The sequence below is a fragment of the Moritella sp. 24 genome (assembly GCF_018219155.1).
Lineage (GTDB): Bacteria > Pseudomonadota > Gammaproteobacteria > Enterobacterales > Moritellaceae > Moritella.
Genome location: NZ_CP056123.1, coordinates 3,674,059 through 3,700,679 on the forward strand (window position 1 = coordinate 3,674,059; position 26,621 = coordinate 3,700,679).

Here is a 26,621-nt window from a genome sequence, read left to right on the forward strand (position 1 = left end):
AATTCTCAGCAGCAAGCTTTCAATTCTCAACACTAAGATTTTAGTTCTCAATACCAAGCTTTTAGTTCTCAACACCAAAGAATTGGCGATTATCATTTGCTTGTAATAACAAGCTACGACTTTCTTGCAGGAACTGCGTTGAATAGTCACCAAACCAATCCGATACCATTTCAAACGAACGAATAAAGCCTTCTTTATCGTTACGCTCTAACATATCAGCCGCTTGCATAAATCGTTCAGCATAACGACGGATCATCGATACGTTATTATCAGATGATAAAATAATATCAGCATACAAGGTTGGGTCTTGTGCAAACAGACGCCCTACCATCGCTAATTCTAAGCGATAGATCGGTGAGCTCAGATCCAATAATTGCTGTAGATCTGGGTTCTCTTCCGCTAAATGTGCACCGTATACAAACGTCGTAAAGTGACGTAATGCTTGGATGAGAGTCATCGCTTCATCATGTTGCTTCGCGTCAACATCATAAATACGTGCGCCCCAGATTTGCATTTGATCTAACAGCCATTGATATTTATCGCTGTCACGGCCATCACAACAAACAATAACCTGCTTTGCTAAATTACCCACATCAGGACCAAACATTGGATGTAGCCCGACAACAGGTCCTTGATGTATATTCAACATCGCTTGCAATGGTTTGTTTTTAATACTAGTTATATCAGCTAACACACAATCTTTAGGTAAACGGCCTAACTTAGCAATAATGGTTTCTGTTAGATTAATTGGCACTGACACAACCACAAGTCCAGCATTGGCAAATAACGCATCCGCATTATCCCAATCACCTTGCTCAAGAATATCAACTTGATAACCAGAGAGGCGGAACATGCGTACAAACAGCATACCTAATTTACCCGCACCACCAATCACGACAATGCGGCCAAGGTCTGGTTTTACAGTTTTAAAACCTGAGTCTTTTTCTGATGCGTATGATTCTCGCATGACACGACGTAATACATCTTCAATCAACGCGCCAGGAACGCCTTTCGACTCCGCTTCTTCACGTCGTTTTTCCAGCATAGCGACTTCACGTTCAGGTACGTAAATTGGTAAGCCATGCTCACTCTTTATCTCCCCGACTTCAGCAACTAATGCTAATCGTTGTGCCAGCAGGTCAACCAATTGTTGGTCAACATCATCGATTTTATCTCTTAACTTACCTAACGGATCCAGTTTCACTGACCATTTACCTCGTGACGTCCTTGATGTATATAGCGACTCTATTTAAATACTATGCTCTTTTATTTAAACAGTCGCTTAACTCAGTTGCAGTTTCGCGCAATAATGTTTCTGTTGTATCCCAATCAATACATGCATCAGTAACAGATACACCGTATGCCATATCAGCAATAGGTTGTTCTGACGACTGGTTTCCACCATTTAAGTGACTTTCAATCATCACACCAATAATAGAGCTATTACCTTCTTGAATTTGGTGAATCACATTTTTTGCTACTAGCGGCTGTAGTTCGTGATTTTTATTTGAATTCGCATGACTGCAATCAACCATCAAGCTTGGGCGTAAGCCAGCTTTAACCATATCCTGCTCTGCTAATGCAACGGCAACTGAATCATAGTTAGGTTGCTTACCACCACGTAAAATCACATGGCCATCAGGATTACCCTGCGTTTGTAGTAACGCGACTTGACCATCTTGGTTAATACCCATGAAACGGTGTGAATGTGACGCAGACTTCATCGCATTAATTGCGGTTGATAAACTACCATCAGTGCCATTTTTGAAACCAACAGGCATAGACAGACCTGATGCCATTTCACGGTGAGTTTGTGATTCAGTGGTACGCGCACCAATCGCAGACCAAGCAAATAACTCTGCAAGGTATTGTGGACTAATTGGATCAAGTGCTTCGGTTGCAGTTGGAATTTCCATTTCAGCAAGCGTAATAAGTAATTTACGTGCGTTAATTAGGCCTGTTTCGACATCAAATGAGCCATCCATGTGTGGGTCATTGATAGCCCCTTTCCAACCAACCGTTGTACGTGGTTTTTCGAAATACACACGCATAACAATATAAAGGTGTTCGCCTAAATCGTCATGTAGTGCTTTTAATTTATCAGCGTATTCTAATGCCGCTTTATCGTCATGAATTGAGCAAGGTCCACACACAACAAGCAAACGCTTATCTTTACCTGCGATAATGTTTGCAATCGTTTCACGTGCAGTTTGTATATAGCCAAGTGCATGATCTGAAATAGGTAATTTAGCTTTTAATTCAGAGGGTGTCATCAATACTTGTTCAGAACAAATATGCACATTATTTAAGGTATCTTTTTCCATTACGTTGCTCATATATCCTATTTATTATATATAAACAACATACCGTAGCAGAATGTGATTGCAAGTAATATTTTTGTCTGAAAAACGTGATGAAAGACTACATACTTTCAAATGAAAGCTGTGTTAACATGAACAACAGAAATTACCGAAATTCAATGAAAAGAAATATTCTCCTAATGAATAGCGCTACCGATAATAGTCTTATTGACTTTGTAGACAATATTCATAATAGTTAACGGTAATACCTTACAATCGATCAATAATATAATTGTGGACATAAAATAATGAGTAATCAGTTAGAACAGCTAAGTAAATTAACTACAATTGTTGCAGATACAGGCGATGTGGATGCAATTAAATTATACCAGCCTCAAGATGCGACGACGAATCCATCACTTATCTTAAAAGCAGCTGCATTACCGACTTATCAACCACTAGTAGCACAAGCAATTGCTTACGCTAAAGAGAATGCAACACCAGAAACACAAGTAGCACTTGCATGTGACAAACTAGCTGTATTAATTGGTAAAGAGATCTTAACGACAATTCCAGGTCGTATCTCAACTGAAGTTGACGCACGTCTTTCTTACGATACAGAAGCAAGTGTTAAACAAGCACTACTATTAATCGACTTATATAAAGAAGTGGGCATTGAGAAAGAAAACATTCTGATCAAACTGGCTTCTACTTGGGAAGGTATTCGCGCGGCAGAACAGCTTGAAGCAATGGGCATCAACTGTAACCTAACGCTATTATTCTCTTTCGCTCAAGCGCAAGCATGTGCAGAAGCAGGCGTATACCTAATTTCACCTTTCGTTGGCCGTATCATGGATTGGCACAAAGCTAAAACAGGCGAAACATATGAAGGTGCTAACGATCCAGGTGTTATCTCTGTAAGCACTATCTACAACTACTACAAAGCATCGGGTTATAACACAGTTGTTATGGGCGCAAGCTTCCGTAACACAGGTGAAATCCTAGCACTTGCTGGTTGTGACCGTCTAACAATTGCACCACAGCTATTAGAAGAGCTACAAAACTCTTCAGAGCCTGTTGCACAAGCGCTATTCTCTGAAGTAGAACAAACTGCACCGAAAGCAAAACTAACAGAAGCAGCATTCCGTTGGGATCACAGCCAAGATCCAATGGCAGTTGAAAAACTAGCTGAAGGTATCCGTAACTTCGCTATCGATCAAAACAAACTAGAAGCGATGATTGCTGACTTATTTTAATTGGAATAAATAGTTCTAAGCTGAATAAAGCAATACCCAAACATCGTTAACAAAAACGCCCAACTTATTACTCGAGAGAGTCCTACGTTGGGCGTTTTTTTATGCATTATTTAACCAATCTACCTAGCAGTAACTTGGTTATATAACGATTATACTTTTGGCCAAGCCAATGTCTCAGGCTGTGCATAAGCAACTAATGCTTCTTTGCATGCTGGAGTAATAAACTGTTCACCGCTAAGCTCATCAGCAACAAAATTAAAGTCTTCACCATCAAGCGTAAACTGCAAGCTGTATGCATGTAAGTAAGCGCGATCGTATTTCCAAGCATCAGCACTTTGATACAGCGGATCACCACAGATAGGGCTTCCTAGGCTGTTTAATGCAACACGTAGTTGGTGTGTCTTACCTGTGTGTGGCTTTAACACAACTAAACGCTTACCATCACCAATGCTTTGTGTGAAAAACTGAGTCACAGCAGGGTTTGTTAACGTTTTAGTTAAACGCCACATGCTACGACGTGAACGCTCCATATCACCCTTCACTAAACCTTGTTTTTTCTTTGGTTTGCTATCGATAATACCGAGGTAATATTTTTGAATCTCATGCAGTTCAAAAAGCTTTGCTAATTTAGCAGCTGATTCTGATGATTTAGCCAGTAACAACAATCCAGATGTAACTTTGTCTAAACGGTGTACCGGAAATACCAGTCTGCCAATATCCTTTCTGACAATAGAACAAATACCATCAACGCCGTCTTCATCGTGAAAACCGATGCCCGCTGCTTTGTTGATAACCAAGAAATCATTATTCTGAAATAAAATGCTATACATTAAAAAAACCAATGCTGAAAATGAGGCCGAAGTGTACCCTAAATAAGCAATATACCCAAGCGACTTCAAGATCCACAATCAATAACTCAAATAAAAAATTAGGGATAAAAATCATATCCAACAACCAATAATAACGCTAGGATGAGTAATCGTACACTAGAATAAGTCATAAAAAGAGGACCTTAACCGTGTCAGAGATCAACGCTGAAATTGATATTTATTACTGTCGCCAATGTAACTGGATGTTACGCTCAACTTGGTTAACGCAAGAGCTGCTGCATACGTTCGGTGAGGAGATCAGTAAAATAAGCTTACACCCAGATACAGGGGGCCGCTTTGAGATCCATTGTAATCAGCAACTGATTTGGGAACGTAAACAAGACGGCGGTTTTCCAGAAGCGAAAGTATTAAAACAACGCGTACGAGACATCATCGCTCCAGCGCGTGATCTCGGCCACTGCGATCGTACGGTGTAAATACATGCAATTAACAACACTTGAGCTATCAGGTCAAACACAAAGCCACGTCATTGAAGTGCCTTCACAACCACGCTTTATCCACCAGCAAGTATTACCTGCATTTCAGCAATTACAAGTAAAGGCAAAACAAGCTGGGTTCGCACTTACAATTGTCTCTAGCTTTCGCTCTTTTGAACAACAGCTAAGCATTTGGAATAATAAATTTAGCGGGCTAAGACCCATTCTAGATCATGATAGCCAGCCATTAGATCCAGCTATACTAAGTGAAGAAGAAAAAGTATTCGCAATATTACGTTGGTCAATGTTACCCGGTGCCAGCCGCCATCACTGGGGAAGTGAAATTGATGTATGTGATAACAATGCGTTACCAACAGGCTATCAGCTACAATTAATCCCACAAGAATATGATGAAGGTGGTTATCTTGCAGCATTTTCAACGTGGTTAGATAACAATATTACCGACTTTGGCTTCTATCGTCCTTATGATAAAGATCGTGGTGGAGTATCCCGAGAGCCTTGGCATTTAAGTTATGCGCCTATCGCAGCACAAGCGCAGCAAGCTTGCACATTAGCATTCATCACCAACACCATTAGTAATGCTGATATTCAAGGTAAAGCGGCTATTTTAGCCAATATAGAACAGATTTATACGCAATACATAAATAACGTATCAACACCCAATTAATAACGCTCACACAATAATAGAAGGAGGATTTATGGTTTGGATCATTATTCTAGTTGCCTTAGGTTTTATTCTAGGGTCTATCATGACATTAAAATACACCGCAAACATGAAAATGAAAATACCAAAAGAAATTGAAGAACAATATAGTAAAAGTTTACATCTGGATGCAGGAAAAAATGCGAAACCATTACCGGATGATAATGAAGATGACCAACAAGCTTATAACAACGAATACCGTAACGAATACGAAAAAAATCCAATGCAGCATGATGAGAAAAAAGACATAAACAAATAAATATTAGGTCGTTTTACATCTCGAATAAATAACTCGTATCTATAAACAATAAGGGCCTATGTACTGCATACATAGGCCCTTATTTTTTATTAACACGGCTTTATTAATACCGTGCGATTAACACATTATGTGTTTAATCAATATTACTCAGTCCCAGCTTTCTCTGCACGTAATGCATCAGCTGCGTCTTTCAAGCTTATGAATAACTGACTCATGGTTTCAGCAGACAAAGGTTGCTTGTCTTCACCAAAGAATGCAATTGAAGTATGGCCTTTAATTTCACCTACCTGAATACGATAATCATCTTCAGCTAATGTCACACGAGTGACTTTATTATTAATCCAATAGTCATCCGTTTGCTCATCAAAGCTAACAAGCATTGTTGACGCCAATTTATCTTCGTCTTCAACGGTCATGCCCACTTTATTCAACACCATTGGTAATAACTTCCAGGCATCATCAAACGGGATGTTTAACGTAATAACAGGGTGTTTCTGATCAACAAAATCGATTTTAAGCTTCGAGGCTTTTTGTTGTTCAGTTTCTTTATTATTACCTTCAATACGATCAATTTCGTAATAAATATTAAGCAGGTTTAGCATTTGCACAGCAAAACGACGACTGTCGCCTTTACTTAGTTCATTATCAACCTTAGTGCCTTCTAAACGTTCTTCATGGTCAATCAAATCAACCTGTAGACCCACAGTACGTTTACTTGCAGCTGTTAACAGTGTGAACTTATAACGCTGTTTTAGTTCATAATCAGATACTTCTTTAAATTCATCAAAGGTATCTTGATTAATTAACCAATCAGTCTCTAACGTATGATTCGCATCATCCAATTTCGCAATAGCGACTTTTTTGTCGGCTAAGAAATTTGCTAATAACGACCATACTTGTGCAGTAATATCATCTTGCGAGCTACGACTATTAAACCAAATAGTGACATTATCACTACCTTCTTCAACACGTACTAACGGTGATAACGCCAATACTTGCACTGGAGAACGTACATCAACATCGGCACCAACAGGGTAGTTTTCAGTCCCTTCAACGAGTTCAGGCACATCATAACGCTGTGTATACAAAGGAGTATCAAGTCCCTCAGCAATCACCAACTCCGGTTTGATTGTTTGATTTAAATATTCAAAATCTAGATTTGCTTGACGTCTTGTATCTGATCCTGAACAAGCACTGACTAAAATAGCACACGCTATAACGCTATAGCGTTTAGCGGCAGTCAAGCGGTGACCTGTTGATGACATAGTCATAGTATTAATATTCCCTAATTCAAAAATTTATGCATCCACTGCAAGTGCGAGTGCCGCACTCACCTGAGCATGATATTGCTGATCTAATTCAATTAATGGTAACCGTAAGTTAGCCGTTTCAATCAAAGATAACTGTTTGCACGCCCATTTTACCGGGATTGGATTTGATTCGACAAATAAATCTTGATGTAAACGCATTAATTTATTATTAATTTCAGTCGCTTCTTCACGTTGTCCCGCTAATGAAAAACGGCACATACGGCTCATTGCATCTGCAGCCACATTACTGGTAACAGAAATAACCCCATTACCGCCTTGTAGCATAAACTCACAACCCGTTGCATCATCACCACTATATAGTAAAAAATCATCGGGTAAGAAAGGTTTAATCTGAGTTAAGCGAGATAAATCACCGGTAGCATCTTTGATACCTATAATAGCATTAAGTTCCGCCAATCGAATGACGATCTCATCACTAATATCACAGCCTGTACGACCCGGTACATTATACAAAATCTGAGGTAAATCACAGGCTTCAGTAATGGCTTTGTAATGCTGATATAAGCCTTCTTGGGTTGGCTTATTATAATAAGGCGTGACACAAAGTCCGGCTGTCACACCTAACTTGTGTAATTCTTGGCTTAAGGCAATGCTATTACGGGTACTGTTTGATCCTGTCCCTGCAATAATAGCAATACGGCCCTGCGCTATTTCGAGTACGTATTTAACCACCTCAAGGTGCTCATTTTGAGCAAACGTGCAAGATTCACCTGTCGTACCCAACACCGCCAGTGCAGTGGTATTACTTTGGATATGATATTCAACTAAACCTTGTAAAGAGCAAAGATCGACGTCTCCGTTGTCGAGCATAGGAGTAATAAGTGCGACGATATTACCTGTTAACATATTGGCCTTGTGATAACTAACTATAAAACACGTGGCATAATAGTATGTAGCGGTCAGTTGCCGCAAGCATATTTTGGTTATATGCCGACTAACATCAATATGCTGGTTGATAAGCTTACGGATTGTTGCATCTTGAAGTTGCTTGGGTATATCATACTCTACTTGCTTACTTTAATTTACCCAGAAGAAAAGGACCTGGAAGAAAATGACGCAGAATTTAGTTATCACTGCCCTTGGCAGCAATAGTCCAGGTATCGTCCACAAACTAATAGGCCACGTAAGTAACTGTGGTTGCAATATTGTTGATAGCAAACTCGCTATTTTTGGTAATGAGTTCACGCTAATTATGCTGTTATCTGGTGAATGGAATGCCATGATTCAAATCGAATCAAGCTTGCCATTAAAAAGCCAAGAACTCGATTTAATCACCATGATGAAACGCACTGAACGTCACGAACCAATCAACTATGACCATACCATTGATGTCGAAGTCACCATCCCAGATTCAACCGGTCTTATCGAGCAGTTCACGCTATTCTTTACCAACAATAATCTCAATTTAGCGGGATTACGCTCAGAAGTACTGACCAGCTCTGACAACAAAGATATTCTCAAAGCTAACTTCACCTTAAACACAACATTAGATTGTGATTTAGCTATCTTGGAATCAGAACTCGCCGGTCTATGCATGCTCTTAAATGCCGAGTATCAATTTATGGTGGAAAACAAAGTCGCTACATCTTAAACGAGTAAGCGCGGTTAGTAGTAAATACTAACCGCGCCCAATCTTAATACTTGAACAAGCTGTACGATCAATTCACCGATGCTGACAAGGTATTATTCGCTTCTCTCAATTGGCTCTTCTTACGATTTTGACGTCTTAATATATAAGGCATCAAGAACATATATATCCCCGTAATCCACAACATAAGTAAGATCACCGAAGCCGGTAAAAACAGCCATAATTTAGCATGTTCATGGAAGAATGAGCCATCATGCAAAGATTCAATCAGATCGGAACGGCGATAGGCAACTTGCAAGATCTTACCACTGGCATTATCAATTTGAATTTCGACTTTGTTTTTAGCTCTGACCTTCACAATACCTTTCGAAGGACGAACATCCATACGACTGACATTTTTCCAGCTCTGGATCTCAGCTTCAGGGACTGTACTAGCGATATCTAATATCTGTTGAAATGATAGTTGCGGGATTTTACTCTCGCCTTTCATACTCGCGGGTTGAACCCAAGTAACTTCTTTTTTTACTTGTAGTAATAACCCACTAATAAGCACAACGAGTATCGGAAGCGCGATAATTGCAGCGCCCCAGTAATGAGTCTTACGATTAACACGTTTCCAGTTCACTTTTTTCATACAACTTCCTTGTTACTTAGTCTAGATTCTAAATAACGCAAAGTGTAATGATAATGATTACCACTTGCAACTACTAATAAGGGGGAGAAAAGTATTAATTAACCATATATAAAGTCGTAAATTTCACGTGATTCATAATAAACAATAAAAATACCACTTGAATACATAAACGACAGCACATTTATCGTCTTCAATACTAATAACGATATTTTTATTTTATCGACCTAAAACACAACTTTTTACACCGGTATATCCTTCGATACCCGACTTATCACTCGCACAACTCAAGGTATCTAAATAATGTTGACCGGACTTCAGCGTATTTTTATTACCCGTCGCCCCAAAAAATAGAACGCTAATAAATAATACAGAAAATAAAACCTGCTTTTGTTCTAACATAAGCTTATCCTCACATCGTATGTCATTCATTTAATATTGAACATATCGATAGAAAACAAAGCCTAAATAACAAAAAAACTTTCGAAAACAGCAGTTTATAATAATGAATAAACTACCTTACTGTTTGAGTGAATATCATACCGAATAAATATAATCTAATACCTCACGCTTTTTTGGTCCTTGAATACGCCACTGCATCATAAGATTATCGGCATACAGAACAAACGACGCATCATAATTATCTGCCGCACATTGATGTGATTGACGTGTAACCAATTCCCCTAGCCCGTTTTCAATAATATCAAACAGAAATACAGGGTTATCCCAACCAAAACGAAGATGGGTTAAACGAATATGATCACCTTCAAATTGCCACAAATATTGATTCTGCATCGATACCTTTCGATCTGCGGTAACATAATAATCACCACGTTCAATCGTTTCGACAACCGCCCCTAATTCGATATCGTCCGACACTGAAGCCATATTACCGCGGCGTTTAATTAACCCCTGTCCTTCACCTTGCCAGCCTGTGACAGATTCATTATCTGTGTTCACTTTAAAACTAAATTTGTTTAAGCGATTAAGTAGAGTCCACAACTCAGCCAATGTTTGCATTGTCATCCCCTTAAATACGAGTTATCACTATTTTATTATGCATAAATGCATTTATGTCGCATTGTGTCGATTGCTAATAGTCTCTTGTCGACAGACAAAAAGTCACGCACAATAGCCACATACGTTAATTCATTGTTAGGACACTTATATCCATGCAAACTTTAAAGTCTGGTGATAAAGCACCATCGTTTACGCTACTCAACCAACATAATGAAAGCATTTCGCTTGATTCATTAGCTGGTAAAAAAGTCTTAGCGTATTTCTACCCGAAAGCAATGACACCTGGTTGCACAACACAAGCGCAAAATTTACGTGATCATATCACAGCATTAGCAGCGCAGAATGTAGAAGTACTTGGTATCAGCCCTGATGAAGTAGTTCGTCTGACTAAATTTAGTGTGCGTGATGAATTAAACTTTAGCCTACTGTCAGATCCTGATCATGCAGTTGCAGATGCTTTCGGTATCTGGGGCCTTAAAAAGTTCATGGGTAAGGAATATGACGGCATCCACCGCCTATCATTTTTAATTGATGAGCAAGGTGTTGTTGAACATGTATTTACGTCTGCATCGCTAAAAGCAGTGCCACTAGAAGGTGAATACAGCAAATTTAAAACAAAAGATCATCACCAAGTAGTATTGGATTATTTAACGGCTAAGTAGTCAGTTATATTAATTATTTATACCAGTAATAACACTGCAGCCAGTAACCTTGAGTATCCAATCATTCAAGTTTACTGGCTTTTTTCATCTATGATAGTGTTCTAGTATTTCTACTAGTTTCACCGTGTGGGACGAATCAATATACTCTTCGAAAATAAAGTAAGAGAGTTAATAGAATGAAATCAATAAAAGGGTACACCCTAGTAGAGTTAGTGATTAGTATCATTGTACTGGGGGTATTAGCAGTAACAGCAATCCCAAAATTCATAGGGTTAAGTCAGGATAGTAAAAATGCTGTCATGATGGATTTAGCAGGTAAAATTAACTCTGCTGCTCAAATTGTTTATGCTAAATCAGTCATTCAGAATGAAGCCCATCTATCCCCTTTATTTACAGGTACCTTGCCGACAAATTACGGTGATGTTGATGGTATAAAAACAGTCTACGGCTATCCAAGAGCTGAAGATATAGATCTACTGTTGAGTTCATCTGAACTGAAATTTATAGATACAATAAATAGTGGAAAAGTTGTTGCTATTTATTTTAAAAAAGACGACCAATATCAAGACTGTTTTCTAACATACAAACAACCTACTGAAGATAATAATAAATATCGACTACTGTTTGCTAACCCTGTTGGGTACGATCTAGCGGGTAACCGAACATATAAAACAGGTACTCAACCTGACTGTCGTTAAATCGCGAATAAATAAATTATGCATACAGTTTAACGGGAATCAACTCTTGGTAATAAATAGTAATACAGGTATTAAATATACATACAAATAATAATATATCTTAATTACTGTTTGTGTCCCCCTTATTTATAGACAAATCGTCACCTTTTATCTTGTCGTTCCTGAAAAATAAAAATATTATGGGGTCATAAGCGAGCTAATTCGATTAAGGATAACGAAAGATGAAAATGGATCGTAAGCATTCGAAAAATAAGGGCTTCACCCTAATTGAGTTAGTGATCATCATTATCATTCTCGGCACTCTAGCCGCAACAGCAATACCAAAGTTCATCAATCTAAAAAATGATGCAAAGACTGAAAATTTAGAATCTATCCAAGGTTCAATGAAGAGTGCATTACAGTTAGTCTATTCCCGAGCTCTGATTCAAGGTCAAAATACAGGTGATGGTCGCATCGACATTAATGGAGTTGAGGTGCCTTTATATAACGCTTATCCATCGGTTGATGGTAGCGACAGTGTTGCCGAGCTTAACGAACAGGTTAAAGCTTGGCTAGATATTGATTCTGTTGATGCAGCCACCGCAGCAGCCGACAAAAACGCTGCGCCATTCTATACAGCCAAGTCAACGGCAAAAAATTACATTTTCATTTTCTTTAGTAGTGATCGTGACCAGATGAATTCGAGCTTTAGATGCCAAGTTCGTTACGAAAACCCTGTCACCACAGCACCAAGATTACCAGTTGTCACTATTAAAACGGATAGTTGTTAATTACTGCCTAATCGATTAATCAACCAATCCATTACGTTTCAAACCGCGTCTCACATTTTGACACAGTTTACCAACGCGGTTTAGTTCATCAAAGGTCGGCGCTGTGCCATGCTTAACTTGGTCTTCCCAGTAGCAAAGTTCAGAGTCGACTAATTCTAATAATTTCTTCGGACAACCTTCACACGAATCACCACAAATGCTCGATTCAGGTTCATAGAAAGGAAAAACACCGCGCACTTCTGTAATTAGATTCGTCATCGCAATAGATAGGTTAGGTTTTTGACTCATGGCTTTTACTCACACTTTTAGCCCATAAAAAAGGCCAACTAAAAATAAACGAGGACTGCTTAAATTCAAGCAACATAACTGTTAAAACATATCCCTGTTCTATTTCAGTGCGCGGTTATTATAACGCCTCTCAGATTAACGGGTAAAGTAACAAATTCCTTACCCAGCCAAAAGATCTTGCGCTATATCAGCTAATACCTTAATACTGCCCTTCATATCTATTTTAGGATCACAAGCACAGTTAATTCGAATACAGTGATCAAACTTATTTGTCGCACTGCTAAGCTGACCCGGAATGACCCCGATTCCCATTTCAATCGCTTTAAGGTGTAATTGATGCCCATCAATCCCTGTAGGTAACACCACCCATAAAATACAACCACCTTGCGGGCTTGATACTTGTGTACCGTCGGGAAAGTATTGGCGAATAAAGGATTGTATCTGATATACCTGTTTGGCGATCTTAGCCGTCAATTGACGCACATGACGCTCATATTTACCGCTGTTATAAAATTGAGCAACAACAATTTGTGAAAATTGCGGAGCACTAATATTGGTAAACGTCTTAAAATAAGAAACTTCCTTATAATAAGCACCAGGCGCAATCCACCCCACCCGTAGTCCTGACGCGATAGTTTTAGACACTGACGAGCAATACAGTACCATGCCTTTTTTATCGAATGCCTTGCAGGGTTTTAAGCGCGAACCATCAAACGATAGATCACCCAACAAGTCATCTTCAATTAACGGAATATCATTAGCCGACAATAATTCCACCAGCTTTTTACGGTTGCTTTCTGGCATACACGACCCTAGCGGATTACTGTAACTTGGCACCACTAATACCGCAGATATTTTCCACTGTTCTAAGGCTAGTTCAAGTGCTTCTAGGCTCATTCCCGTCACTGGATGACAAGGGATCTCGAGTGCTTTATACCCCAATGATTCAATTAATTGCAGTGAACCAACAAAACCCGGTGATTCCAAGGCAATCGTCGCCCCCGGTTTAGCAATAGCGCGCAAGCATACCGATAACGCTTCTAAGCAACCGTTAGTCACAATGACATCATCAGCTGATACCTGACAGCCAGATTCATTCATACGTTTCGACAAAACATCTCGTAATAATGCATTACCAGCAGAAAACTGCACTTCCACAATATCAGGCATATGGTGCTTAATGACTTGATTCGATATCTTTTGCAATGCAGGCGTCGGCATAAAATCACTCGACGGATACGAGGTCCCCATATTAATCACATCAGGTGCACCACACTGATGAAATATCTGACTGGCTAATTCATGGATTTTCACCGACTTAGGTTTCATCGTAATACTAGGAAACTCAATCACAACTTCAGTGCGACGATTAAAGCACACGTAATAGCCCGACTTTGGCCTTGCCTCAATAAGCCCTATTATCTCAAGTTCTTCAAGCGCTCTCTGAATCGTGGCAATACTCATCTTTCGCTTTACCGACAAGGCTCTAAGCGACGGTAATTTATCCCCCGGTACATATACGCCCTGATTAATAAGATCACGTAAGTCATCGGCTACTTGTTGATATAACAATACTTTAGTCATTTATTTTTGCTGCTTTATATTATGTGATTTTCAATGGTGAATCATAAACCAGTACAGTTCACGTAATTATTCACCAGTACAGTAACAGATTAACATAACTGTACTGGTTTATTTATCATTTCTCTGAATCTGTAATGCTCATTGAATTAAGGTTAATCTAAATATCAATCGAATAACACAGCGGCAGGCACTCGTAATGGACTCATCTTTAGCAATTGACCCGACACCAAAATATGTTTCACACCAACCAGATCAGCATGGGTACATCAATTATAGTGATGAGGAAAATAGTACTTGGGCAACACTCTACAATCGTCAAACTCGTATTATTAAAGACCGTGCTTGTGATGAATTTATCGAGGGAATTGAGCTGCTTAAAATGAGCGCAGATCGTATTCCACAATTACCGGATATCAACCGTAAACTAAAAAAGTTAACAGGCTGGCAAGTCGAGAACGTGCCAGCGCTGATCGGTTTTGAACGCTTTTTTGAATTGTTAGCAACGAAACGTTTTCCAGCGGCTACGTTCATTCGTACCAAGGCAGATATAGACTACATTCAAGAACCGGATATTTTCCATGAATTATTTGGTCACTGTCCGTTGCTCACCAATCAAGCTTACGCTGACTTCTCTCAGCATTACGGTGAATTAGGGTTAAAGGCCGACAAAGCTGATCGTCCTATGCTCGCACGCTTGTACTGGTTTACTATTGAATTTGGATTAATGCAAAGTGAACAAGGCTTAAAAATATTTGGCGGTGGTATTCTGTCATCAAAAGAAGAAACCTGTTACAGCTTAGAAAGTGATATTCCTAATCGGCAACCACTGCAAGTAATCGAAGCATTTCGTACTCACTACCGTATTGACGAATTGCAAAAGAACTACTTTGTGATTAATCAACTGTCCGATTTACAGCAGTTAATTAAGCTCGATTTAATTACCTTAATAAAAGAAGCCAGAATATTAGGTATGAAGCCCTCGGCTTATGCTCCAAAAGAAGATGCAGCTTGCTAAGCACTGCTTATCTTTATTTACCCTTTGTTTAAAAATAACAGCCCCTAAAAAGAGTAACAATTATGACCGAATTAAATTTACAAAGTTGCCAAGCATGCCGTGCAGATGCACCACAAGTCAGTAATGAAGAGTTAGCAGTATTAATTAACCAAATCCCAAATTGGGCCGTCGAAGTTCGTAACAACATCATGCAACTGGAACGTGAATTTAAATTTAAAAACTTTAAACAAGCAATCGCATTTACGAATCGTGTCGCTGATATGGCTGAAGCAGAAGGTCACCACCCTGCACTTTTAACAGAATGGGGAAAAGTGACTATTACTTGGTGGTCACACAGTATTAAAGGGCTGCATAAAAATGATTTTGTCTGTGCAGCTAAAACCGATACGCTTTTAGCTGAATAGCGGCTAACTAAAAAATGAATAATGCCATAACAAAAAAGGCGCTAATCAGAACAATTCATTCGTGATTAGCGCCTTTTATACTACGTACTTATTAAGCTTATTATGCGATTGTAGCTGAACGTTTTGGCCATGCATTAAACACAGCTTTAACTAACGTCGCTAATGGGATGGCAAAAAATACCCCCCAGAATCCCCACAAACCACCAAATAATAATACCGACATAATAATAGCAACGGGATGCAAGTTTACCGCTTCAGAGAACAGTAATGGCACTAATAAGTTACCATCAAGCGCTTGCACGATACCGTATGCGATCATCATATACGTAAACTCAGGAGTAAGCCCCCATTGGAACAAGCCAACTAGCATCACAGGAACAGTAACAGCCGCAGCACCAATATAAGGAATTAATACCGAGAAACCAACGGCAACCGCAAGCAGTACTGCATATTGTAAATCAGTAAAGAAAAATACCAACCAAGTAAAGAAACCAACAATGATTATTTCGAATACTTTACCGCGAATATAGTTCGCAATTTGACCGTTCATTTCGGTCCAAACTTCAATCGCTAAACGACGATTTTGCGGTAATACGCTCACTAAATCTTTCACCAAACGGCTTTTATCTTTAAGCATAAAGAACACTAATAACGGCACTAAAATTGAGTAAATTAGAATAGCCGCAAGATCAAACAAAGACGCAAAGGAAGCACTTACTATCATCTCACCAGACTTAACAGCGTGGTCTTGTACCGTTAACAATGCCGTTTTGATCAGCTCTTCATTAAAAATATCAGGATTTTCTTGTGGCAGCATCAATAAGAACTCTTGGCCTTGCTTAAGCATTAGCGGCAAGGCTTTAACTAAGTTCACACCTTGATGCCATACCGTTGGCACTAGACCGAGAGTGAGCATCACCATCATAGTGACAAAGAGCATCAAAATAATCACCGTCGCCCAGGTTCGAGATATACCCAAACGCATTAATTGTATTAATGGCCAATCAAGTAAATACGCTAATACGACTGCAACTAAGAACGGCGTAATTAAGTCACCAATAAAATAAATAACCGAAAAGCCAAATATTAATAAAAAGAATAAAGTGACTGCATGTGGGTCAGAAAAACGATCCTGATACCAACGAGATACGACAGAGAGCATAAGTTGTTATTGCCTTAATTTTGAGTATTTAGCTGTGTGAGGGATAAGTGTGGGGTTAGTTTAACAACCTTAATGCGTAGCACTAATGGACTGTTTTCTAACTCTACGACTGCTTGACCAAGACTGATTAAAAATTTAGGTATATCTTGACGAGAACCAGGGTCGGTCAGTAATACGATTATTTCTGTACCAAGCTCAGCTTGCTTTAACCATAGCTTTACTTTGATGAGCGGTAAAGGACAAGTATCGCACCTTAAGTCCAATTGCTGCATTGTATTTACCCGCCTTGTTAAGTTCGAAGGCCAAGATAAGATGCCCAGCTAGAAAATGTCAGCCATTATCAACTGTTTTCAATCGATACACAACTAGCTTACGATTTGAATATGAACTAGGTAGGTACTATAAATAGAGAAGTAAAAACAAAAAAGCGGCCAACCCGAAGATTAACCGCTTTTATTCATGTCGCTAAACACTGACTAATGTAGCCAAACTACGCTTAACGTCGTGATTAGAAGCTATAACGCGCGGCTAGGTGGAAGTCATTGTCTTTATCTTCAACACCATTGATGCGGTATTCGGCAATAGTACGTAAGCTCTTATTAAAGTCATAACGAACACCAAATACTAAGTCATCAACAGAATCGGTAGTCGTAGATGTTGTTGTATCTTCAAGCTCTTGCTTATTATATAGCACTTGCGCACGAAGCTGCTTTGTAATTTTGTATTCAACCATTAATTCATAAGCAGTGTGGTCAGCTGTAGTTTTGGCGTCATCGCCATTAAAATCATATTCTTCAAACTCAGAACCTTGAGAATATGTAGCAGCTACCGTCATTGGACCCGTTTTGTAACTCGCACCCACTAAGAAAAGTGATGCATCATAGTCATCAGTCGGTGACTTTGCACTGAAACCTGCTGCCAGTGTTAAACCAAAATCAAGCTTATATGTCGCTGCTAAGCTATATTCTTCATCGCTTTTAGTATCATCTTGGTTATCATCAAGACGGTATGACGCATCTAACTGTAAACCAGCAAATTTATTACTGTACTTTAATGTGCTGTTATCACGGCTTGTATTACCCAAGTTGCCGCCATAAGCATTCGTATAAGCAACATCAGTCAAGTCAGATGCGATTGTAAGCGCATTGTATTGACGACCAAAACTGAATGCACCAACATTACTATCCAAACCAACGTAAGCTAAACGAGTCTTAGTTGTAGGTTCTTTTTCACTATCTTTAAGATCGTACTGTAATTCATAACGACCAAATGCCGATAATGAGTCAGAAATATCTGATTTTAATTTAGCCCCGATACGGATATAAGAGTCATTACCATACTCATCGCTATCTTCACTGCCAAAGCCATGACCAGCATAAGCACGACCATATATATCAACCGATTGACCATCGTCTTTATAAACTTCAACCGCGCCAACAGTTGATGCGAATAAACTTGGTAGTACAAGTGCAAGTAGTGATTTTTTCATTTTGAATTCCATTCCATTAACAAATATAAAAGATGTTGTTGAGTAGTTGCTTTAAATTGGAATCAATTCTAGGGATCAAATATGACAAAGATGTGTGATAAATATGAACAAAAAATGTAAGATAAATGACAACTTTATTACGCATTACAACAAACTAAGTCTATAAATTGACTAAAGGTAACCGCACAATGCAAAACACAAAATTGAAATATTTTCTTATAATCAGCTCTATTTTAATGTTTATTAATATTTTAGTCGGGACACTGGGAGCACACCTGTGGCATTCGCAACTGGTACTGAATAACGGTGTTGCAAACTTTGCGACAGCAAGGGACTACTTATTTATCCATACTTTAACCATACTCTTCTTGGCTTTGTTAGATAATAAATTTCCCGCTGGACGTTTTAACTGGATAGCTGGATTACAGTTGGCGAGTATTATCACCTTCAGTGGTAGTTTGATGTTATATGCATTAACGGGTGAGAAATGGTTAAGTAGTATCACACCTTTTGGTGGCAGCGGTCTGATGTTATCTTGGTTATTACTGGTATGGCACGCATTTAAAATCAAGTAATTGAAGTCAAAAAAGGTGCTCTTAACTAGATATAGTCAATGAGCACCTGTTTTTATTATACTAGCGCTCTAATTGCTTAACTGCCACAGTATCAGAGCCTTGTTTATCTGAAGAATACGCCACGTGCAGCTCCTCATCAAACTTAGCCGGTGATCCATCAGTCACAGAGCGAACCTTCACCACTGGAATATTTTTATTCAAACGTCGGCTAAGTCTATCCCCGAGCACTAACATACACGGCGTTAATATTAAGGTCAGCACTGTCGCAAACGTCAAGCCACCAGCAACCGCAGTAGCCAGCTGTGACCACCATTGCGTTGATGGTGCACCAAATGTTGTCGTACGATTAACGATATCTACATTCATCTGTAATACCATTGGCATTAAACCTAAGATAGTCGTAATCGTCGTTAGCATCACTGGACGTAAACGTTGCGCCCCCGTCCGTAATACAGCTTCAACCGCAGGTAATCCTTCGCGTTTAAGTACATTGTAGGTATCAATAAGCACAATATTATTATTTACCACAATACCAGCTAACGAAATAACACCAATCCCCGACATCACGATACCAAACGGTTCTTGCACTATCATCAAGCCAAGAAATACCCCTACGGTAGAGAAGATCACCGCGGTTAGAATCAAAAATGCTTGATAGAACGAGTTAAACTGCGTAACCAAAATAATCGCCATCACCGCGAGAGCAATCAACAGCGCATTTTTAAGAAATTCAGCAGATTCTTGCTGATTTTCATTTTGACCACGTAAACGCATGCTGACGCGAGGATCAAGATCAAGTCCCTGCATCGCAACCATTAACTTAGGTAATTCTTCATTGACGTTGTAACCCGGCAATAAATCCGCTTCGATTTTGAGTGCTTGGCGACCATCAACTTTACGCACAGAGTCTTTTTTCTGCTCTGGAGTAAGTGTTGAAAATACACTTAACGGCACTTGCCCTGCTGCGGTTTTTAAACGTAAGTCTTCTAAACGATCGATATGACGATATTCCTCAGAGAAACGTACACGAATATCCATTTCATCATCAACATCATCAGCGCGATAACCACCAAGACGTAACCCTGTTGTCACAAACTGCACGTTATTACCTACTAACAAGGCATCGGCACCGTAGCGGGCAGCAACTGCACGGTCAACTTTAATCTGCCATTCAATGCCCGGTTTTGCACCATTGTCACTGACGTTCGTGAACATATCTTGCACTGCAATAAAATCACGAATTTTAGCTAATGTAGGTTCTAACAGTTCAGGATAGCGAGAGCTTAACTCTAACTGAAAATCTTTACCTTGTGGCGGACCACTTTCATCTTTGCGCGCTTCAATCTCAATCCCAGCTAGCATTGAGGTTTTATTTAGAATATCAGCAATGATTTCATCCGCTTTACGACGCTCCTGCCAATCAACTAAGTTAACGCGTAAAGCACCAATTTGCTCACCGTTTTGATTGTCTTTCCCCGTACGCGCATACAAAGTTTCAATCTCTTGCATATCCAATAATTTAGCTTCCACTTGCTGCATTAATGCATCTTGCTCATGAATAGATAAATCACCTTGTGAACGCACAATAATATTAAATCCTGGCGGTTCCACATCAGGGAAAAACTCAGAACCTTGTCCATAAACCCCATATGCTTTTATCACGAGAAAAGAAAACAAGACTGCCCCACCTAAGCACCACCACGGTTTTTTAATCGCACCGTTCAATACCTTGATATACCAGCCCGTTACTCCCGGCATTTTAGTCACATCACCCGCCTCTGCGACTTCTGTTTGTTTCTGCTCTAATGCAGATAACTGACGACGACGTCCAAAAATACCACCGAGCGTCGGTACAAAAATTAATGCCATGACTAACGAGGCACTTAATGTCGTAATAAGTGTTAAAGGTAAAAACTTCATGAATTCACCCATCATCCCCGGCCAGAACAATAACGGCGCAAATGCCGCAAGTGTTGTTGCTGTCGAGGCGATAATAGGCCAAGCCATACGTTTAGCAGCCAGTCCGTACGCCTCTTTATTGCTACGCCCTTCGTTCATCTCACGGTCGGCAAACTCCGTCACCACAATCGCGCCGTCCACCAGCATACCGACGGCCATGATCAAAGCGAATAACACGACGGTATTAATCGTATAACCCCATACGGCTAGCATTAAAATACCCGCAAGGAATGAGCCTGGAATTGCAATACCAACAAGTAATGCACTACGCCCACCCAAACTACCAATAATCACGATGACAACCAATAACACTGCTGACAATACGTTATTTTGCAGGTCGCTAAGCATGTCTTTTACGTCTTCAGAGCTATCTGCGGTAAAATCGACCTTAATGACACCTTGCCAATAAGCACTTTCTTGGTTAACCAATGCTTTAACTTTATCAACCGTTTCAATGATGTTTTCACCGGGACGTTTTTTCACTTCCAGCGATACGGCAGCATGACCGTCAATACGCGCAAACGACACAGGATCTTTGTATGAACGGCGCACTTCCGCCACATCACCAAAGGTAATCACTCGTGTGCCATCCACCTTTACCGGTAAATCCAGTACGTCTTTTAATGAATCAAATACCGATGGTACTTTAACGGGAAAACGACCTTGTCCGCTGTCTAACGTGCCTGCGGCAACCAATAGATTATTACGTGAAATAAGGTTATAAATGTCATTCTGGTCGAGGTTGTAGCTCTCCATTAACAAGGGATCAACCAAGATTTCAATCATGTCTTCACGATCGCCACCGACACTCACTTCAAGTACTTCGGTCAAGGCTTCAATTTTTTGTTTTAAGTCACGCGATACACTGATTAAAGCTCGCTCAGCAACATCACCAGATAAGATCACTGTCAACGCTGGTTTCTGAGTCGCCATGCTGATCTCTTTAACCACAGGCTCTTCAGAATCATCTGGTAATTGTGCTTTGGCTAAACTGACTTTTTCTCGCACACTGGCTAAGGCGATATTACTGTCAATACCAGCATGGAATTCGAGTTTAACCGAGGCATGACCTTCACTTGCAGTCGAGGTCATTTCTTTTAGACCATCAATGCCTCTCAGCTCTTGTTCTAATGGTCGTAGTAACGCGCGTTCGCCATCTTCGGGAGAAATACCATGGTGGTTAACCGACACATAAATAAACGGGATCGGCACATCTGGTTCAGCTTCTTTGGGAATATTAAGGTAGGTGACACTACCCGAAACAAGAATAAGAATGAGCAGCATGATCACAGTGCGACTGTGATTTAACGCTGCTGAAATAATACCGTTCATTATTGAACCCTCGTTGATACCGCATCGACTTTATCACCCGCACGAACAAAACCTTGCCCAACAGTGATAACGACTGGCTGTTTACCAAGTCCAGTTAACCAAGAACCTTGCGCATCGGCTTTAAGAATATCAACAGGTGTAAATACGACGTGCTCATCAACGACGGTTTTCACACCGATAACACCCTCTTCGTCCAGCGCTAACGTTGACGGTGACAGTTTAACTGCCCATTCTTGATTAAGTGGCAGTGACAGTTCCGCACTACCACCTGCAGATAATAATAAATCAGGGTTCTTAATCGCGACCTCAATACGGAACGTATTCGTTGCCGAATTGGCAACGCGTGAAATATATCTCACCTTACCTTCGACAACTTGCCCACTCACTAAACGTACTTGCGCAACCTGTTTCAGTCGCACATTATTCACGTCCAATTCAGTGACATCAGCTTTCACAATTAAGGGATTAATATCTGCGATAGTAGCAATCGGATTACCTTTAGCTAAGTAGTCTCCCACTTCCACATGGCGTTCATTTAAGATACCTGAAATAGGCGCAATGATGACCGTCTTTTCAAGTTGTAACGTGATAGTGAATACACTGGTCGACGCATCACTCAATGCTGTCGCCGCTTCAGCTAAACGAGCTTTACCTTGAAATCCTTGTGCAGCAAGTTTCTTCGCACCTTGATATTCTATTTCACGTTGTTTATATAAAGTCTTTGCGCGAGCTAATAATTGTGGCAGATCGTTCTGTTCCATTTTCACTATTATGTCGCCTTTATTAACAAAGCTACCTCGTTTGGCAAGTACTTCTTCGACTCGACCAGCCATTTCGGCACCTAGATTGGTTTCTCTGTCAGCAGCAGTTCGACCATAAAGAGAAATAGACCGTGCGATCAATTGAGCGTCAAATTGTTCAGTTCGAACTTGTGGGATTGGTTTGTCGATAACAGCATTGGTATTATTCGCGACGGAACCACTTTCCTGTTCAGCAGGATCACCAATGCCACTAGCCATCCATAACATGAATACGGCAGCGATGACTGATGCTTGAAATATTGGTTTTTTGACAATAGCCAATGCAGTGAAGTTATTCATTATCATTCCCTTGAACATAATTGAATCGCTATGATGCAACATATTTAACAAGATAGAAATGGCGGAAGTGTAAAAATAAGACGATCGGTCACAAACATTAAAAAATAAGCTATTAGCACTAATTTTTTTATAATCAGGGAGAATGTGTTGTAGGAATACTCGTACTTAACGGCCGCTAAGTACGAGTCAATGGTTTGAGGTTAAAGCATTCTTTAAATTGAGAAGCTTGAACCACAGCCACATGTAGTTGTTGCGTTCGGGTTGTTTACTAAGAAGCGAGAACCTTCTAAGCCATCAATATAATCAACCGTGCCATCAACAAGGTATTGTAAACTCATAGAATCAACAACCATAGTTACACCGTTCTTTTCAATAACAGTGTCACCAAAATTAATCTTTTCATCAAAAGTAAAACCATAAGAGAAACCAGAACAACCACCACCTGTAACGTATACGCGTAATTTAAGCGCTAGGTTTTCTTCTTCAGTGATCAACTCTTTTACTCTTGCTGCAGCTGCATCACTAAAGTGAATAGGCAATACCATATCGTCTGCACTTGCTTCCACAGCAACAGGTGTAACAGCTTGTTCAACAATATCGTTATTGTCAGCCTGAGTTGCACCAACGTCTGTAAATAGTTCCATATCTGTTCTCACTTAAACTCGATTATACGTTCAATTATCTAATACCTGACTATTTCAGTCAACTATCGTTTGTGCTTACTTAATGGTAAGTGCTGGTGATTACCCTGAGATTGAGTCACTGTTTTGCAGCACTGCACTCCATTCAAAGTTTTGTTTTAAATTAATACCGGAATTCCAACGATTGCCCTTCACCTTCCCAACAAATGCAACTCGCTCTGGCACAAAGCCCAACGGAAATTTAACAGAGGCTTCTACAGCTTGAAAATAACGGAATGAAAAGTTTAGTTTTTGTTGTGTCTCATCAGCTAATTCACTCCAGCGGTATTCTACCGGGTTACCATCTAGGCTACCGTAGAAAACTAAGTCTGCAGACGCTTTAATATGACGTTTTTTCTTTTGCACCTGCATTAACACTAGCTGCATAAAATAATAATCGTCGCTCACTTCTGGAATAAATGTCAAACTTTCCAGTTTCACGCCATTAATTACGTCTTCTGGCGCCATGATTCGTTGATAAAAAACTAACTCACGCTTTAGCTCTGCATTTTCATTAAATAAATTACGCTGCTGCTCTGTTAATTGTTCCACTAATATTTGCGAGGTTTGTAATTCAACTTCGACTTGTGCTTTCATTTTACTTGTTTCAGCCAAACCAGTATTAAGGCGTGCTATTTCATCATCTTTCATGATTATTTTTGCTGCTGATTCCATGCCTTTTAAATAAGAAAAGCCATAACCTAATAATATAGCGAGTGCTAATAATACGATGTAACGTGGTTTAATAATCTTAAACATGTCAGCCTTGTTGCGTGAATAAGCATAAAAATAGAGCGCTATTTTAACTATTCTGTCGATGAAAACAAAGACTACTTAGATGCAAGTCGCTAAAAATGTAAAAAAGCTACGTTTAAACCACTTAACAGGTATAATAACGCCCTAAAATATTTCTTAATTAATATACCCAAGTTACTTCAAAATGCTTGGATATATGTCGTCTCTGACAGTAGATAAAAGGATTGCAGATGTCTAAATCAAGCCAACTTTTCACGCAAGCTCAAGCAATTATTCCAGGTGGCGTAAACTCGCCAGTGCGCGCATTCAATGGCGTTGGTGGTAGCCCACTCTTTATTCAACGTGCCGAAGGCGCACGTATCTATGATGTAGATGACAATGCCTATATTGATTATGTTGGTTCATGGGGTCCAATGATCTTGGGTCATAACCACCCAGCAATCAAATCTGCTGTACTTGCTGCTGTTGAAAATGGTTTAAGTTTTGGTGCGCCAACTGAAATCGAAGTGATCATGGCACAAAAAGTTCAAGCGATGGTGCCATCAATGGAACAAGTTCGCATGGTTAGCTCTGGTACAGAAGCAACAATGAGTGCTATCCGTCTTGCTCGTGGTTACACAAACCGCGACAAGATCCTAAAATTTGAAGGTTGTTACCATGGCCACGCTGATTCACTATTAGTGAAAGCAGGTTCAGGTGCATTAACATTAGGTCAACCAAGTTCACCAGGTATCCCAGCTGATTTCGCTAAACATACGTTAACAGCAACATACAATGATCTTGCCTCTGTTGAAGCATTATTTGCTGAATACCCAGAAGACATTTCTTGCATCATTGTAGAACCTGTTGCTGGCAACATGAACTGTATCCCACCACAAGATGGTTTCCTACAAGGTCTACGCAGCATCTGTGATAAATACAATGCTGTATTTATTCTTGATGAAGTAATGACAGGCTTCCGTGTTGCTACAGGTTGTGCACAAGCGCACTATCAAGTAAAACCAGATCTAACAACATTAGGTAAAGTAATCGGTGGCGGTATGCCAGTTGGCGCGTTTGGCGGCAAACTTGAAATCATGCAACACATTGCACCAACAGGTCCTGTATATCAAGCTGGTACATTATCAGGTAACCCTATTGCAATGGCTGCTGGCTTAGCTGCGCTAAATGAAATAGATAAACCTGAAGTAGCAGCACAATTAAGTGCAAGCACAAAGCAACTTGCTGAAGGTCTTAAAGCGGCAGCTGCACGCCAAAACATCTCATTAGCAGTAAACTATGTGGGTGGTATGTTTGGTTTCTTCTTTACAGACCAAGCTGAAGTGACAGGTTTTGAAGCTGTATGTAAATGTGATGCAGAGCGTTTCAAGCAGTTCTTCCACCTTATGTTGGCCGAAGGTGTTTATCTAGCACCGTCTTCATTTGAAGCTGGTTTCTTATCAACTGCGCATACCAGTGCAGACATTGAAGCAACCATTGCAGCTGCTGAACGTTGTTTCGCTAAACTAGCTTAACAATTACATACTGAAAAGTATGATAAAAGTACCATTTTTATCATTTAATTAAGCCCTGTTTTTAGGGCTTTTTTGTGTCTTTTTTTTACCTAGTAAAAGTACTAGTCAAAAATAAACCAACCTACTTTAGTTAAAATGACATAAATAGTTCAATAAACATGATTATTTAACTGCGAAATGTATAATGACCACAAAAACAACTGCATGCGAGCCGTTTT

The 26,621-nt window shown here is 39.7% G+C and carries 29 protein-coding genes; 12 read left to right on the top strand and 17 right to left on the bottom strand.

The features are described from left to right. Positions 1-61: 61 nt before the first annotated feature. Both tyrA and HWV00_RS16335 read right to left on the bottom strand, forming a co-directional pair. Positions 62-1,204 (bottom strand): bifunctional chorismate mutase/prephenate dehydrogenase, encoded by a 1,143-nt coding sequence (gene tyrA, locus HWV00_RS16330; protein WP_211683013.1) that lies wholly within the window; start codon positions 1,202-1,204, stop codon positions 62-64. A 52-nt stretch (positions 1,205-1,256) separates the two neighbouring features. Beyond that, positions 1,257-2,324, bottom strand: coding sequence for a 3-deoxy-7-phosphoheptulonate synthase (locus HWV00_RS16335; protein ID WP_211686639.1), 1,068 nt, complete (start codon positions 2,322-2,324; stop codon positions 1,257-1,259). Between the two features lie 284 nt (positions 2,325-2,608). Between HWV00_RS16335 and tal the strand changes: the two genes are divergently transcribed. Continuing rightward, positions 2,609-3,556 (top strand): transaldolase, encoded by a 948-nt coding sequence (gene tal / locus HWV00_RS16340; protein ID WP_211683015.1) that lies wholly within the window; start codon positions 2,609-2,611, stop codon positions 3,554-3,556. Positions 3,557-3,705: 149 nt separating this feature from the next. Here tal and HWV00_RS16345 read toward each other — a convergent pair whose 3' ends face one another. Continuing rightward, positions 3,706-4,386, bottom strand: coding sequence for a TIGR01621 family pseudouridine synthase (locus HWV00_RS16345; protein ID WP_211683017.1), 681 nt, complete (start codon positions 4,384-4,386; stop codon positions 3,706-3,708). A gap of 242 nt (positions 4,387-4,628) precedes the next feature. Between HWV00_RS16345 and HWV00_RS16350 the strand changes: the two genes are divergently transcribed. The 3 genes from HWV00_RS16350 to HWV00_RS16360 are packed head-to-tail and all read left to right on the top strand — an operon-like array spanning position 4,629 to position 5,845. Beyond that, complete coding sequence (locus HWV00_RS16350; RefSeq protein WP_255555036.1) at positions 4,629-4,862, top strand: SelT/SelW/SelH family protein; 234 nt, start codon at positions 4,629-4,631, stop codon at positions 4,860-4,862. Positions 4,863-4,866: 4 nt separating this feature from the next. Then, complete coding sequence (locus tag HWV00_RS16355) at positions 4,867-5,550, top strand: M15 family metallopeptidase (protein WP_211683021.1); 684 nt, start codon at positions 4,867-4,869, stop codon at positions 5,548-5,550. A 31-nt stretch (positions 5,551-5,581) separates the two neighbouring features. Continuing rightward, positions 5,582-5,845: a DUF2897 family protein gene (locus tag HWV00_RS16360; protein ID WP_211683024.1), complete on the top strand. Its 264-nt coding sequence runs from the start codon at positions 5,582-5,584 to the stop codon at positions 5,843-5,845. 143 nt (positions 5,846-5,988) lie between these two features. Here the strand turns inward: HWV00_RS16360 and bamC are convergent, their stop codons facing one another. Further along, on the bottom strand, positions 5,989-7,116 hold the full coding sequence (gene bamC / locus HWV00_RS16365) for an outer membrane protein assembly factor BamC (protein WP_211683026.1): 1,128 nt from the start codon (positions 7,114-7,116) through the stop codon (positions 5,989-5,991). Between the two features lie 27 nt (positions 7,117-7,143). Then, positions 7,144-8,022: a 4-hydroxy-tetrahydrodipicolinate synthase gene (dapA, locus tag HWV00_RS16370; protein WP_211683027.1), complete on the bottom strand. Its 879-nt coding sequence runs from the start codon at positions 8,020-8,022 to the stop codon at positions 7,144-7,146. A gap of 205 nt (positions 8,023-8,227) precedes the next feature. Between dapA and HWV00_RS16375 the strand changes: the two genes are divergently transcribed. Further along, a complete protein-coding gene (locus HWV00_RS16375) occupies positions 8,228-8,767 on the top strand; it encodes an ACT domain-containing protein (RefSeq protein ID WP_211683030.1) in 540 nt (179 codons plus the stop codon). A gap of 67 nt (positions 8,768-8,834) precedes the next feature. Here HWV00_RS16375 and HWV00_RS16380 read toward each other — a convergent pair whose 3' ends face one another. The 3 genes from HWV00_RS16380 to HWV00_RS16390 all read right to left on the bottom strand — a co-directional run bounded on the left by HWV00_RS16380 (position 8,835) and on the right by HWV00_RS16390 (position 10,415). Then, positions 8,835-9,398 (bottom strand): PepSY domain-containing protein, encoded by a 564-nt coding sequence (locus HWV00_RS16380; RefSeq protein WP_211683032.1) that lies wholly within the window; start codon positions 9,396-9,398, stop codon positions 8,835-8,837. Between the two features lie 216 nt (positions 9,399-9,614). After that, positions 9,615-9,797: a hypothetical protein gene (locus tag HWV00_RS16385; RefSeq protein WP_211683034.1), complete on the bottom strand. Its 183-nt coding sequence runs from the start codon at positions 9,795-9,797 to the stop codon at positions 9,615-9,617. A 135-nt stretch (positions 9,798-9,932) separates the two neighbouring features. Further along, the gene (locus HWV00_RS16390) at positions 9,933-10,415 is read right to left on the bottom strand and encodes a DUF6314 family protein (RefSeq protein WP_255554697.1); all 483 of its coding nucleotides are present in this window, start codon (positions 10,413-10,415) and stop codon (positions 9,933-9,935) included. Positions 10,416-10,567: 152 nt separating this feature from the next. On the opposite strand from HWV00_RS16390, the gene bcp reads away from it, so the two are divergent. From bcp to HWV00_RS16405, 3 genes are all read left to right on the top strand, one after another. Then, the gene (gene bcp / locus HWV00_RS16395; RefSeq protein WP_211683038.1) at positions 10,568-11,077 is read left to right on the top strand and encodes a thioredoxin-dependent thiol peroxidase; all 510 of its coding nucleotides are present in this window, start codon (positions 10,568-10,570) and stop codon (positions 11,075-11,077) included. Positions 11,078-11,253: 176 nt separating this feature from the next. Further along, entirely contained in the window at positions 11,254-11,775 is a 522-nt protein-coding gene (locus tag HWV00_RS21600) for a type II secretion system protein (RefSeq protein ID WP_211683040.1), read from the top strand. A gap of 221 nt (positions 11,776-11,996) precedes the next feature. Continuing rightward, positions 11,997-12,545: a prepilin-type N-terminal cleavage/methylation domain-containing protein gene (locus HWV00_RS16405; protein WP_304610840.1), complete on the top strand. Its 549-nt coding sequence runs from the start codon at positions 11,997-11,999 to the stop codon at positions 12,543-12,545. Positions 12,546-12,560: 15 nt separating this feature from the next. Here the strand turns inward: HWV00_RS16405 and HWV00_RS16410 are convergent, their stop codons facing one another. Continuing rightward, a complete protein-coding gene (locus tag HWV00_RS16410; protein ID WP_211683042.1) occupies positions 12,561-12,833 on the bottom strand; it encodes a hypothetical protein in 273 nt (90 codons plus the stop codon). 159 nt (positions 12,834-12,992) lie between these two features. Then, positions 12,993-14,417 carry a PLP-dependent aminotransferase family protein gene (locus tag HWV00_RS16415; protein ID WP_211683043.1) on the bottom strand — a complete coding sequence of 475 codons (1,425 nt, stop codon included), beginning with the start codon at positions 14,415-14,417 and terminating at the stop codon, positions 12,993-12,995. A gap of 196 nt (positions 14,418-14,613) precedes the next feature. Between HWV00_RS16415 and phhA the strand changes: the two genes are divergently transcribed. Together phhA and HWV00_RS16425 are read left to right on the top strand one after the other, a co-directional pair. Then, the gene (gene phhA, locus HWV00_RS16420; protein WP_211683045.1) at positions 14,614-15,432 is read left to right on the top strand and encodes a phenylalanine 4-monooxygenase; all 819 of its coding nucleotides are present in this window, start codon (positions 14,614-14,616) and stop codon (positions 15,430-15,432) included. A gap of 62 nt (positions 15,433-15,494) precedes the next feature. After that, entirely contained in the window at positions 15,495-15,836 is a 342-nt protein-coding gene (locus HWV00_RS16425) for a 4a-hydroxytetrahydrobiopterin dehydratase (protein ID WP_211683047.1), read from the top strand. A gap of 100 nt (positions 15,837-15,936) precedes the next feature. Here the strand turns inward: HWV00_RS16425 and HWV00_RS16430 are convergent, their stop codons facing one another. From HWV00_RS16430 to HWV00_RS16440, 3 genes are all read right to left on the bottom strand, one after another. Further along, on the bottom strand, positions 15,937-16,998 hold the full coding sequence (locus tag HWV00_RS16430; RefSeq protein WP_211683049.1) for an AI-2E family transporter: 1,062 nt from the start codon (positions 16,996-16,998) through the stop codon (positions 15,937-15,939). Between the two features lie 14 nt (positions 16,999-17,012). Beyond that, positions 17,013-17,270, bottom strand: coding sequence for a sulfurtransferase TusA family protein (locus HWV00_RS16435; RefSeq protein ID WP_211683051.1), 258 nt, complete (start codon positions 17,268-17,270; stop codon positions 17,013-17,015). A gap of 236 nt (positions 17,271-17,506) precedes the next feature. Next, on the bottom strand, positions 17,507-18,487 hold the full coding sequence (locus HWV00_RS16440) for a porin (protein ID WP_211683053.1): 981 nt from the start codon (positions 18,485-18,487) through the stop codon (positions 17,507-17,509). Between the two features lie 188 nt (positions 18,488-18,675). Between HWV00_RS16440 and HWV00_RS16445 the strand changes: the two genes are divergently transcribed. Then, the gene (locus tag HWV00_RS16445) at positions 18,676-19,062 is read left to right on the top strand and encodes a DUF423 domain-containing protein (protein ID WP_211683055.1); all 387 of its coding nucleotides are present in this window, start codon (positions 18,676-18,678) and stop codon (positions 19,060-19,062) included. A gap of 60 nt (positions 19,063-19,122) precedes the next feature. Here the strand turns inward: HWV00_RS16445 and HWV00_RS16450 are convergent, their stop codons facing one another. The 4 genes from HWV00_RS16450 to HWV00_RS16465 all read right to left on the bottom strand — a co-directional run bounded on the left by HWV00_RS16450 (position 19,123) and on the right by HWV00_RS16465 (position 24,892). After that, positions 19,123-22,353 carry an efflux RND transporter permease subunit gene (locus HWV00_RS16450; protein WP_211683057.1) on the bottom strand — a complete coding sequence of 1,077 codons (3,231 nt, stop codon included), beginning with the start codon at positions 22,351-22,353 and terminating at the stop codon, positions 19,123-19,125. Next, a complete protein-coding gene (locus tag HWV00_RS16455; RefSeq protein WP_211683059.1) occupies positions 22,353-23,453 on the bottom strand; it encodes an efflux RND transporter periplasmic adaptor subunit in 1,101 nt (366 codons plus the stop codon). Before HWV00_RS16455 ends, HWV00_RS16450 begins: the two co-directional genes overlap by 1 nt. A 212-nt stretch (positions 23,454-23,665) precedes the next feature. Beyond that, a complete protein-coding gene (gene erpA / locus HWV00_RS16460; RefSeq protein ID WP_085983555.1) occupies positions 23,666-23,998 on the bottom strand; it encodes an iron-sulfur cluster insertion protein ErpA in 333 nt (110 codons plus the stop codon). A gap of 198 nt (positions 23,999-24,196) precedes the next feature. Further along, the gene (locus tag HWV00_RS16465) at positions 24,197-24,892 is read right to left on the bottom strand and encodes a DUF6776 family protein (RefSeq protein WP_211683061.1); all 696 of its coding nucleotides are present in this window, start codon (positions 24,890-24,892) and stop codon (positions 24,197-24,199) included. A gap of 227 nt (positions 24,893-25,119) precedes the next feature. Between HWV00_RS16465 and hemL the strand changes: the two genes are divergently transcribed. Further along, entirely contained in the window at positions 25,120-26,403 is a 1,284-nt protein-coding gene (hemL, locus tag HWV00_RS16470) for a glutamate-1-semialdehyde 2,1-aminomutase (RefSeq protein WP_211683063.1), read from the top strand. Positions 26,404-26,621 lie beyond the last annotated feature (218 nt).

Bases quoted from the DNA above. Each gene is read 5' to 3' on its own strand.
- HWV00_RS16450 (WP_211683057.1), bottom strand. From the start codon at position 22,353: ATGAACGGTATTATTTCAGCAGCGTTAAATCACAGTCGCACTGTGATC.
- HWV00_RS16455 (WP_211683059.1), bottom strand. From the start codon at position 23,453: ATGAATAACTTCACTGCATTGGCTATTGTCAAAAAACCAATATTTCAA.
- HWV00_RS16385 (WP_211683034.1), bottom strand. From the start codon at position 9,797: ATGTTAGAACAAAAGCAGGTTTTATTTTCTGTATTATTTATTAGCGTT.
- hemL (WP_211683063.1), top strand. From the start codon at position 25,120: ATGTCTAAATCAAGCCAACTTTTCACGCAAGCTCAAGCAATTATTCCA.
- HWV00_RS16405 (WP_304610840.1), top strand. From the start codon at position 11,997: ATGAAAATGGATCGTAAGCATTCGAAAAATAAGGGCTTCACCCTAATT.
- HWV00_RS16425 (WP_211683047.1), top strand. From the start codon at position 15,495: ATGACCGAATTAAATTTACAAAGTTGCCAAGCATGCCGTGCAGATGCA.
- HWV00_RS16465 (WP_211683061.1), bottom strand. From the start codon at position 24,892: ATGTTTAAGATTATTAAACCACGTTACATCGTATTATTAGCACTCGCT.
- erpA (WP_085983555.1), bottom strand. From the start codon at position 23,998: ATGGTATTGCCTATTCACTTTAGTGATGCAGCTGCAGCAAGAGTAAAA.
- HWV00_RS16350 (WP_255555036.1), top strand. From the start codon at position 4,629: ATGTTACGCTCAACTTGGTTAACGCAAGAGCTGCTGCATACGTTCGGT.
- tal (WP_211683015.1), top strand. From the start codon at position 2,609: ATGAGTAATCAGTTAGAACAGCTAAGTAAATTAACTACAATTGTTGCA.
- HWV00_RS16380 (WP_211683032.1), bottom strand. From the start codon at position 9,398: ATGAAAAAAGTGAACTGGAAACGTGTTAATCGTAAGACTCATTACTGG.
- HWV00_RS16445 (WP_211683055.1), top strand. From the start codon at position 18,676: ATGCAAAACACAAAATTGAAATATTTTCTTATAATCAGCTCTATTTTA.
- HWV00_RS16335 (WP_211686639.1), bottom strand. From the start codon at position 2,324: ATGGAAAAAGATACCTTAAATAATGTGCATATTTGTTCTGAACAAGTA.
- HWV00_RS16435 (WP_211683051.1), bottom strand. From the start codon at position 17,270: ATGCAGCAATTGGACTTAAGGTGCGATACTTGTCCTTTACCGCTCATC.
- phhA (WP_211683045.1), top strand. From the start codon at position 14,614: ATGGACTCATCTTTAGCAATTGACCCGACACCAAAATATGTTTCACAC.
- HWV00_RS16355 (WP_211683021.1), top strand. From the start codon at position 4,867: ATGCAATTAACAACACTTGAGCTATCAGGTCAAACACAAAGCCACGTC.
- HWV00_RS16375 (WP_211683030.1), top strand. From the start codon at position 8,228: ATGACGCAGAATTTAGTTATCACTGCCCTTGGCAGCAATAGTCCAGGT.
- HWV00_RS16440 (WP_211683053.1), bottom strand. From the start codon at position 18,487: ATGAAAAAATCACTACTTGCACTTGTACTACCAAGTTTATTCGCATCA.
- HWV00_RS16430 (WP_211683049.1), bottom strand. From the start codon at position 16,998: ATGCTCTCTGTCGTATCTCGTTGGTATCAGGATCGTTTTTCTGACCCA.
- bamC (WP_211683026.1), bottom strand. From the start codon at position 7,116: ATGACTATGTCATCAACAGGTCACCGCTTGACTGCCGCTAAACGCTAT.
- dapA (WP_211683027.1), bottom strand. From the start codon at position 8,022: ATGTTAACAGGTAATATCGTCGCACTTATTACTCCTATGCTCGACAAC.
- HWV00_RS16415 (WP_211683043.1), bottom strand. From the start codon at position 14,417: ATGACTAAAGTATTGTTATATCAACAAGTAGCCGATGACTTACGTGAT.
- bcp (WP_211683038.1), top strand. From the start codon at position 10,568: ATGCAAACTTTAAAGTCTGGTGATAAAGCACCATCGTTTACGCTACTC.
- HWV00_RS16345 (WP_211683017.1), bottom strand. From the start codon at position 4,386: ATGTATAGCATTTTATTTCAGAATAATGATTTCTTGGTTATCAACAAA.
- HWV00_RS16360 (WP_211683024.1), top strand. From the start codon at position 5,582: ATGGTTTGGATCATTATTCTAGTTGCCTTAGGTTTTATTCTAGGGTCT.
- HWV00_RS21600 (WP_211683040.1), top strand. From the start codon at position 11,254: ATGAAATCAATAAAAGGGTACACCCTAGTAGAGTTAGTGATTAGTATC.
- HWV00_RS16390 (WP_255554697.1), bottom strand. From the start codon at position 10,415: ATGCAAACATTGGCTGAGTTGTGGACTCTACTTAATCGCTTAAACAAA.
- HWV00_RS16410 (WP_211683042.1), bottom strand. From the start codon at position 12,833: ATGAGTCAAAAACCTAACCTATCTATTGCGATGACGAATCTAATTACA.